The following is an 8,873-nucleotide window of genomic DNA, read 5'->3' as shown; positions in this document are numbered from 1 at the left end:
ATTGTAACTCTCAACCCCTTGAGAGTACTAAATTAGGGTCGAATTGTAACTCTCGGGTCTCTGAGAGTACTAAACTAGGGTCGAATTGTAACACTCGCCCCTTTGAGAGTACCAAATCAGGGCCAAATTGTAACACTCAACCCCTTGAGAGTACAAAAATATAAGCCGAGTGTTAATGCAAGCCTGTTTGAATGTACCAAGATTAGTTCGCCTAGTTATACTGGAGTCACTTAGAATACTGGTTTCCATTCAAATTCTCATTTTTTAATTCTAGAAGCTGTTGCTTTAAAAGTTCTTAAATTCTTCGATAACAAGAATTTTTAAGAATATAGCGCATTTGAGAACCTACTTAATATTTATTGTTAAGAGGTGAGACTATGCAAAAATTTCAACAGTTACAAGAATTGTATTATCGTGGTGCTTTAAAAAAGGGGAGTCCTGAATGGCGTGAGTATTTTGCTTTAAAATATGGGATTGAAGGAGAAGCGCAGGCCAATGAGTATCTCAAGCGTCATTTGCCAAAAAATATCAAATTGATTCACAATTTGAATCTTGATATCGCTGGTAAAACACAGATTGACTATTTAATTTTAGCTAGACATCTCTGGTGGGTCATAGAAATTAAAAATTATAATGGAGTATTGAAATATGAAAATCAACAAGCAACATTAAGAGGAGAAGCTTTCCATAATGACCCATTTGCTGCGATGCGACGTCGTATGACATTAGTTAAGGAATTAAGTCAACAAACACAAAGAAGTTTAAACGTTGTTGGTACATTTATTAGTATTCATCCTGAAGGGGAAGTAATCTGGGATAGTCAGGAAGCATTTGATATTGTTATGCGACACCAACTAAATCGATACCTCGTTCAAAAAATTCAGGATTGTAATTTAAACCAAGCGGATTATGTTCAAGCAGACATGGATTTAATAAATCAAGTGGTTAATCAAGAATTCGCTTGCGTGGATGACATCTCACAGGAGACATGGCAAGCACTAAGAAGGGGATTACGCTGTAATCGTTGCGGGAGTTTTAATCTTGAGATTGAGAATCGTCGTTTAACTTGTTGCGATTGTGGGGATCGTTCTTCTAAAAAACAAGCCATTCAAATTGCGATGGATCAATATCATGCACTCTACCCAAGTCGACCTAAGGTGAGTGTTCAGACTTTGTATTCTTTCATAGATTGTCAAATCTCCCGAAAAACCCTCTTTTATGCATTAAAAAAGGATTAGTCCTTCCAAGTTCCATTTTGATCCAATTAGAAAGCTCTATTCCTACTACTCTTTGCATATCGGATTTTGATCAAAAAAACTGAGTTATTGAAAAATTTAGCCTGAGCCAATGCAATAGGGCGAGCCATTCCAAAACCCGCCTTCAATCAATAAAAAGGTCGAGTCGCTCCATTAGCTATCCTAATACAATAAAAAGATTGTCTCATACCTAGCTAGCGTTTCACTTTTTGCTTAAAAATGATAGAATAGACCTAGTTTATTGATTATTAGGAGGAAGTAACATGACAAAATATTTAGTTTTTGGCCATAAGAATCCAGATACGGATGCGATTTCTTCAGCCTTGACTTTTGCGTATTTCTTAAATCAACAAGGTCATGAAGCTGAGGCGGTTGCTTTAGGTGAAGTGGCGGATGAACCTGCTTTTGCCTTAGAAAAATTTGGCTTCGATAAACCCCGGGTGGTCAAGACGGTTGCTAACGAGACGACCCATGTGGCTTTAGTAGACCATAATGAACCCCAACAATCAGTGGAAGACTTGGATCAAGTTCAAGTAGACTATGTCATTGACCACCATCGTATCAACGGCTTTAATACGGCTCAACCTCTATACTATCGTTGTGAACCGATTGGATGTACAGCGACTGTCTTATTCAAAATGTTCCACGAATATAATATAGAAATTCCGGCTAATTATGCTGGGATTATGTTATCCTCGATTATTTCCGATACCCTCTTATTAAAATCACCAACGACCACTCAAATTGATATTGATGCTGCACACAAACTGGCTGAAATTGCTGGCGTAGACCTCGAAGAATATGGTTTGGAATTCTTAAGAGCGGGCGCTGATCTCTCTAAACAAAGTGATCTATCCATTGTGGATGGCGATGCTAAGAACTTTATTATGAATGGCCAAACAATTCGGGTTGGTCAAAGCAACGTGATCGGCTTTGATGAAGTGATGAAGCGTAAAGAAGGCTTGCTAAAAGTCATGGAAGACAAGCGTCAAGAATTAGGCTTGACCCTTTATCTCCTAGTGATCACCGATGTACTGGAATCCACCTCAATTGGTTTAGCAGTGGGGGATGATATTCGTATCCTAGAAAAAGCCTTTAATACGACCATTGAAGATCAAGAATTTGAATTAAAAGGCATTGTGTCACGTAAAAAACAAGTGGTACCGCCATTAACGGCTGTCTTTGGCGAATAATTCAATCTATAAATAAGCCACCCAAGGGATCAAGATTGATCCTTTGGGTGGCCTTTTGATTAGTCTTCTTTAAGGGTTAGTTGTTGGACTTTCTCCTGACTTGGGGTGACATAGAGTGTCTGCTGTCCTTCATAAATAACAAAACCGGGCTTGGCACCATTAGGTTTGCGAAGGCTCTTTACTTGGACGGTATCGACGGGGACATTGGCTGATTGAGAAAATTTTGAATAATAAGCGGCGAGCATGGCTGCTTCTTCTAGGGTTTGGGCTGAAGGCTTATCCGATTCAACAATCACATGCGCCCCCGGGATATCTTTAGCGTGAAGCCACCAATGATTTTTGCTAGCTTTTTTGAGAGAGAGCTGGTCATTTTGTTGATTATTCCTTCCGACATAGATCATCACCCCATCACTCGACTGATAGCGGCGAGGTTTAGATTGGATTTGAGCCCGCTTTTTGGTTTTGGAAGGTTTTTGAGAGACGTAGCCTTGTTTAATGAGTTCCTGCTTGATCTCTTCGACATCTTCTAAATCGGCTTGGCTCAATTGGACCAAGATCCCTTCCAGATAATCAATCTCTTCTTGTGTCTTCTTCTCTTCGAATTGGACATACTTTAGGGCATCCCGGTATTTTTGATACTTTTTAAAATATTTTTGTGCATTATCAGTGGCAGAAAGTCGAGGATCTAAAGAAATCTTTAGGGGTTGATTATCGTTATAATAATTGGCTAAGGTGACTTCTTGACTGCCCGAAGCCACTTGATGGGCAAAGGCATTTAAGAGTTCCCCTTGGAGGCGGTACTGGTCCGCCGCTTGGGCTGTTTTTTTGTCCTGGGCTAGCTTCTTAAGTTTCTTTTGGTCTTTGTCGAGCACTTGGTTGACTTTCTGTAAGATCGACCCCGTTAATTGTTTAATGCGGTCTTGATGGATTTTTACTCGATAGAAGGATTCGAGAAGGCTAGATAGACTAGGGTAGGACTGGCGTTTATTGGCATCGAATTGTGGTAAGCTGAGGGCATAGAAGTCCACTCGATCTTCCTGTGGATAGAGGCTAGGATTCGGGTAGTCGATGGCTGATTTGACCCGTTCCAAAGCTTGATAAGCCGATAGGTCTTCTTCCTTCATCCAATAGGCAATACTTTCTGCTAGGAGTTTGCCCATCCCCTGGATAAGTTGATAGGCGAGACCGTCCTTGAATTCAGCCTCATGGGCTTGACAGAAGCTATACAGGTCAGCTTCAGCTAAATCATAGGGATTAATCTGGGTCTCATTATGAGGTGGACGCTTGAAGCTTGCGCCTGGTGTCAAAGATCGATAGGCATTCAGGTTGGAGGGGACGTGCTTAATGCAGTCGATAATTGCTCCCTGGGCTTGATTAATCAGAATGATATTAGACCGCCGTCCCATTAACTCGAAGCTTAGGCAATAAGTCTGTTCCAAGCCAATCTCATCCCGACCTGAGAAGATAAAATCAATGATCCGATCATTCTGGTATTGTCTAATTTCTTCAAGCAAGGCTCCTTCTAAGTGCTTGCGCAACAACATACAAAACATGGGAGCCTGTTGAGGGTTGGCAGGCTTGTCCTGACTCAGATACAGGGAAAAATAATTGGCATGAGCCGATGCGGCCAGTCGATGAATTTGGCGATCTTTACGAATAAGGATCTGAAGTTCTTGTTCAAAGGGTTGGTATATTTTATGGATTCGACCACCTTGGAGTTGGTTGGTCAATTCTTGCGTCAATGCTCTGGTAAAAAAACCATCAAAAGACATGGTATCACGCTCCTTTTCTAGTAATCACAAGCGGATTAACAGTCCTATTTTACCGAAAAAAAGGCACTTTAGCTAGAAAAAGCTTGACAGAAACCTAGACGAGCCTTAAAATCAATAAGTAATGATTACTATTTATGTAAAGGAGTCAAAAAATGAAGCAATTATTAAAACATAACTTAAAAAAAGCTAGCTTAGTATTAATCATGGTCGCATTAAGCTTGGCAACAAGCTTGACAGGTCTGCAAGGGGTGCAAGCAGAAGAAGGAAAGCAGCTACGCATCGTCACTTCCTTCTATCCCATGTATGCCTTGACCAAGACCCTGGTTGGTGATTTACATGACGTACGGATGATTAATTCAGCGAATGGTATCCATGGCTTTGAACCCTCCGTCAAAGATGTAGCGGCCATTCAAGAATCGGACATCTTTATTTATCATTCGAATATTCTAGAATCCTGGGCCAAAAAGCTAATGGGAAATTTAAAATCTTCGGGTGTTGAAGTTGTAGAAGCCTCTAAAGGATTAGAAATGGAAAAAGTTCCAGGACTGGAAAATCTAGGCAAAATTAAAGGCATGAAAGAAGAATCCTCATATGACCCTCATACTTGGTTGGACCCGGTTGAGGCAGCGGATGAGATTCAATTAATTGCCGATGCATTGAGCAAGATTGACCCAGACAATGAAGCAACTTATCAAGAAAGAGCTAAGGCCTTCAAAGAAGAAGCTGATTCCCTAGTTAGTGAATACCAAGACAAGTTCAATGCTTTAAGTAATAAGACTTTTGTGACTCAACATACTGCCTTTTCTTATTTGGCACGCCGGTTTGGCTTGGAACAATTAGGGATTGCTGGGGTATCTTCTGATATCGAGCCAGGATCAAAAAAGATGATTGAAGTACAAAAGTTTATTCAAGACCATGCGATTAAGACGATTTTTGTAGAGCCTAATGTCAGCCCTAAGTCGGCGGAGACGATTGCTCAAGCAACCGGTGTCGACGTTCAACAGATGAGTCCTTTAGAGAGTGATCCTCAAAATGATAAGACCTTCTTGGAAAATCTTCGTCAAGTCCTGGAAACGCTCTATGAAGGATTAAAATAAGAAAAAATTGACAATATTATGAGAAAACCTTTCATTTTTCTTGACAGAATGAGTTTTATCTTATAGACTAGACTCAAGTATTAAGAAAGGGGTCTGGTTATGAAGACAAGGATGATCACAACTCAAAATAATTGGCAAAGCTTGCTGAGATAGGTTGTAGACTTGGATTCGTCCCTGGATACAGCCGTAGTTTAGTGTAACTACTTTTGTATCTATGAGGCCAACCTTTCCAGTCTACCCATAGATATGTGGACCATATACTATGCGGTAGGCGATGATATCCGTTCATGAGGAGCTAACACGCAGGGTATGTGTGTTAGCTCTTTTTTTGAATCAATGATGGAGTCAGTATAGAAAGGATCTCACTATGAAAAAAATAATAATTGTATTTAGCTTATGTTTCTTAGCCTTTAGTTCAGTCCTATTGGGCAAGCCGTCCAGTGTACAAGCCAAGGATCAAAATTTGTCGATTGCGATCGTTCAACTTGTCTCGCATCCTTCCTTGGATCAGATCAATCAAGGGATTATTGATCAACTTCAATCAGCGGGTTATCAAGAAGGCGATAATCTTCAGGTTGATCAGGTTAATGCCCAGGGAGACCTCAACCTCCTGCAGTCCATGAGTCAACAAGTCGTGTCAAAGAAGCCTGATCTGATTTTTGCCATCACGACACAAGTCGCTCAGAGCTTACAGGCAGCGACGTCAGATATTCCTATCATTCTAGCGGGGGTGACAGATCCAGTCGCAGCTGGTTTGCTTGATGACTTGGAGCATCCAGGGGGTAATATTTCGGGAGTGTCGGATTTGATTCCACTGGAAGATCATTTTAAGTTGATGTTAGCGATTGATCCATCCATTAAGAAACTGGGTTTGATTTATACGACATCGGATGATTCTGCCAAGGCCACCTTAGAAAAGGCTCAAGAAGCTGCTCAGGCAGTGGGAATCGAATTGGTGACTGAAGGAATTAGCCAGGCACTCGACTTACAAATGGTCGCCGAAAAATTAGCCCCTCAAGTGGACGCTTTCTATGTAGGGGCGGATAATACGGTAGCAGCAGCCTTTGATAATTTACTGACGATCACGGACAAGGCTAAGCTGGGTATCTATCCATCCATTGATCAGATGGTCAATCAAGGAGGAGTGGCTGCCTTAGCGATTAACCAGGCAGAAATTGGCCATTTAGCAGCTGATTTTGCTTTAAAGGTGGTTGATGGTCAAGCCATTGGAGACCTGCCGGTAGCTTACTTGGATCATAAGGAAAAGATTTTTAACAGCAAGACCCTTAAATTATTAGGCTTAGAACTTCCCGAGGATCAAGCCCAAGACTTCAAAGACGTGGCAGGTGACTAGAGATGGCTCTTTATTATTCAGCATGTATTCAAGGAATCCTATGGTCCTTAATGGGGATGGGATTATATATCTCCTTTCGGATTCTAGGTTTTGCCGATCTGACTTCGGAAGCTTCCTTTACTCTGGGGGCTGGAGTAGCAGCTATCTTAATTCAGTCCGGTTATTCACCGCTTTTGGCTACGCTGTTAGCGATTGGAGCAGGAATGTTGGCTGGTTTGGTGACAGGCTGGTTGACGACCTTCTTGGCTATTCCAGGATTATTAGCGTCTATTATTACGATGACCGGACTCTATTCAGTCTCCTTGCGGGTGATGGGCCAGCCCAATTTGTCACTTAGAGGCAGTGATACTTTATTTAGTCTCATGGAACAGGTGGTGGCATCGAGTGATCTGGCAAGATTGGTCCTAGGCTTGGTCTTTGCCTTACTGGTTGTCGCCATGTTGTCGCTGCTTTTTAAGACGGATTTGGGACAAGCTTTAGTTGCTACAGGAGATAACCGGATCATGGCTGATTCCTTGGGGATTAATACGCATCGGATGCTTCGGTTGGCTTTAATGTTGTCCAATGGATTGATTGCTTTAAGTGGGGCTCTGGTGGCTCAAGATAATGGATTCGCTGATATTCAATTAGGGAATGGAACTGTCGTGATTGCCTTTTCTGCCATTGTCATTGGCGAGGTCATCTTCCGTCAGCAGCTGTCCTTAACTAAACGCTTGATGACGGTGGTTTTGGGGGCGGTTATCTATCGCTTGATTTTAGTAGCTGTTCTTCAATTAGGTTTTAATGCCAATGATTTCCGCTTCCTATCGGCCTTTGTGCTAGTCCTATTCTTAGCCGGCCCAAATCTCATCAAACGCTATTTCCGACAAAAGGGAGGTTACTAAGATGGCCTATTTTGAATTATCAGATGTCAGCAAATATTTTAGAAAATCCGACGGCAAGCAGGTATTAGGTCTGGATCACATCAACTTGAGTCTTGAAAAAGGGCAAGTTCTGGCCATTATAGGGACCAATGGGGCAGGCAAGTCCACTCTTCTCAATAGTATCGCGGGTAGTTTGGCGATTGATCAAGGAACGATTCAGATTGATGGTCAAGAGGTGAGTCAATGGGGACCACAAAAAAGAGCCAAGTTAATTGGTCGAGTCTTTCAGAATCCATCGCACGGGACTGCACCTCGGATGACGGTTTTTGAGAATCTGGTACTCGCTCAAAAGCGAGGTCAGCGCCGCTTATTTAATTTTTCCTTGACGGAGGCAAATCGCCAAGCACTGGCTGAGGAATTAAAGGGCTTTGGATTGGGCTTAGAAGAAAAGCTTGATTTGCCGATGGAATCTCTATCGGGAGGCCAACGGCAGGTCGTCTCTCTAATCATGGCTATCTTGAATCGGTCCAAGTTGCTCTTATTAGATGAGCATACTGCGGCCTTAGATCCTCGGATGGCTCGTCAGGTGATGGAGGACAGCCGTCGTTTGATTCATGAAAAGGGGCTCACGACCTTGATGATCACCCATCATTTGCAGGATGCCTTAGATTTTAGTGATAAAATAGCGATCATGCACCAGGCTCGCATTGAACACGTTTTTGATGGGGAGGAGATCCAGCAGCTGACTGCCGCTGAATTAATGGATTATCTCAATCAATTAAGCTATCAAGTTGGATAAATTGGATGAAAAAGCTCGCTAACCCGGTGTGGGTGGCGAGCTTTTTTGGTTTGTGATGGGGGGCTATTTTGCTGTTTGTGTGAGTGATAATAGAAGTGAAGTTGTAACACTTAGTGGTGTGAGAGTAACAATTTGGGGTGTGATTGTAACTCTTGGTGGTCTGAGAGTAACAAACTGAGGTGGAAATGTAACTCTCGTGGTTGTGAGAGTACCAAATTTGGGTGTGATTGTAACTCTGGATGGTCTGAGAGTAACAAAACGAGGTGAAAATGTAACTCTCGTGGTTGTGAGAGTACCAAATTTGGGTGTGATTGTAACTCTGGATGGTCTGAGAGTACCAAAACGAGCTGGAAATGTAACTCTGGTTGAGTTGAGAGTAACAAAATGGGTTGAAAATGTAACTCTTGGTGGTCTAAGAGTAACAAACTGAGGTGAAAATGTAACTCTAGTAGTCGTGAGAGTAACAAACTGGGGTGGAAATGTAACTCTGATTGGTCTGAGAGTAACAAAAAGGTTTGGAAATGTAACTCTTGGAGGTC

General features: G+C 42.0%; 7 protein-coding genes. 6 read left to right on the top strand and 1 reads right to left on the bottom strand.

Annotated features, from left to right (window positions below; translation table 11 throughout):
* The first annotated feature begins 377 nt into the window (after positions 1–377).
* Both HMPREF2758_RS06970 and HMPREF2758_RS06965 read left to right on the top strand, forming a co-directional pair.
* The gene (locus HMPREF2758_RS06970) at positions 378–1,238 is read left to right on the top strand and encodes a nuclease-related domain-containing protein (RefSeq protein ID WP_070609765.1); all 861 of its coding nucleotides are present in this window, start codon (positions 378–380) and stop codon (positions 1,236–1,238) included.
* 281 nt (positions 1,239–1,519) lie between these two features.
* Positions 1,520–2,449 carry a manganese-dependent inorganic pyrophosphatase gene (locus HMPREF2758_RS06965; RefSeq protein WP_070609764.1) on the top strand — a complete coding sequence of 310 codons (930 nt, stop codon included), beginning with the start codon at positions 1,520–1,522 and terminating at the stop codon, positions 2,447–2,449.
* Between the two features lie 59 nt (positions 2,450–2,508).
* Here HMPREF2758_RS06965 and HMPREF2758_RS06960 read toward each other — a convergent pair whose 3' ends face one another.
* Positions 2,509–4,221 carry an Rqc2 family fibronectin-binding protein gene (locus HMPREF2758_RS06960; RefSeq protein WP_070609763.1) on the bottom strand — a complete coding sequence of 571 codons (1,713 nt, stop codon included), beginning with the start codon at positions 4,219–4,221 and terminating at the stop codon, positions 2,509–2,511.
* Positions 4,222–4,373: 152 nt separating this feature from the next.
* Between HMPREF2758_RS06960 and HMPREF2758_RS06955 the strand changes: the two genes are divergently transcribed.
* The 4 genes from HMPREF2758_RS06955 (at position 4,374) to HMPREF2758_RS06940 (ending at position 8,334) form a co-directional block, all read left to right on the top strand.
* Complete coding sequence (locus tag HMPREF2758_RS06955; protein ID WP_070609762.1) at positions 4,374–5,318, top strand: metal ABC transporter solute-binding protein, Zn/Mn family; 945 nt, start codon at positions 4,374–4,376, stop codon at positions 5,316–5,318.
* A gap of 367 nt (positions 5,319–5,685) precedes the next feature.
* Positions 5,686–6,672, top strand: a complete 987-nt coding sequence (locus tag HMPREF2758_RS06950) for an ABC transporter substrate-binding protein (RefSeq protein WP_070609761.1) — start codon at positions 5,686–5,688, stop codon at positions 6,670–6,672.
* A gap of 2 nt (positions 6,673–6,674) precedes the next feature.
* Entirely contained in the window at positions 6,675–7,556 is an 882-nt protein-coding gene (locus HMPREF2758_RS06945) for an ABC transporter permease (protein WP_070609760.1), read from the top strand.
* Between the two features lies 1 nt (position 7,557).
* The gene (locus HMPREF2758_RS06940; protein ID WP_070609759.1) at positions 7,558–8,334 is read left to right on the top strand and encodes an ABC transporter ATP-binding protein; all 777 of its coding nucleotides are present in this window, start codon (positions 7,558–7,560) and stop codon (positions 8,332–8,334) included.
* Positions 8,335–8,873 lie beyond the last annotated feature (539 nt).

Origin of the sequence: Facklamia sp. HMSC062C11 (assembly GCF_001810675.1) — a bacterium.
In the GTDB taxonomy this organism is placed as follows: domain Bacteria; phylum Bacillota; class Bacilli; order Lactobacillales; family Aerococcaceae; genus Facklamia; species Facklamia hominis.
The sequence above is the reverse complement of the archived record's forward strand: the minus strand, read 5'-3'. Positions and strand labels throughout refer to the sequence as shown.

Bases quoted from the DNA above. Each gene is read 5' to 3' on its own strand.
- HMPREF2758_RS06970 (WP_070609765.1), top strand. From the start codon at position 378: ATGCAAAAATTTCAACAGTTACAAGAATTGTATTATCGTGGTGCTTTA.
- HMPREF2758_RS06965 (WP_070609764.1), top strand. From the start codon at position 1,520: ATGACAAAATATTTAGTTTTTGGCCATAAGAATCCAGATACGGATGCG.
- HMPREF2758_RS06960 (WP_070609763.1), bottom strand. From the start codon at position 4,221: ATGTCTTTTGATGGTTTTTTTACCAGAGCATTGACGCAAGAATTGACC.
- HMPREF2758_RS06955 (WP_070609762.1), top strand. From the start codon at position 4,374: ATGAAGCAATTATTAAAACATAACTTAAAAAAAGCTAGCTTAGTATTA.
- HMPREF2758_RS06950 (WP_070609761.1), top strand. From the start codon at position 5,686: ATGAAAAAAATAATAATTGTATTTAGCTTATGTTTCTTAGCCTTTAGT.
- HMPREF2758_RS06945 (WP_070609760.1), top strand. From the start codon at position 6,675: ATGGCTCTTTATTATTCAGCATGTATTCAAGGAATCCTATGGTCCTTA.
- HMPREF2758_RS06940 (WP_070609759.1), top strand. From the start codon at position 7,558: ATGGCCTATTTTGAATTATCAGATGTCAGCAAATATTTTAGAAAATCC.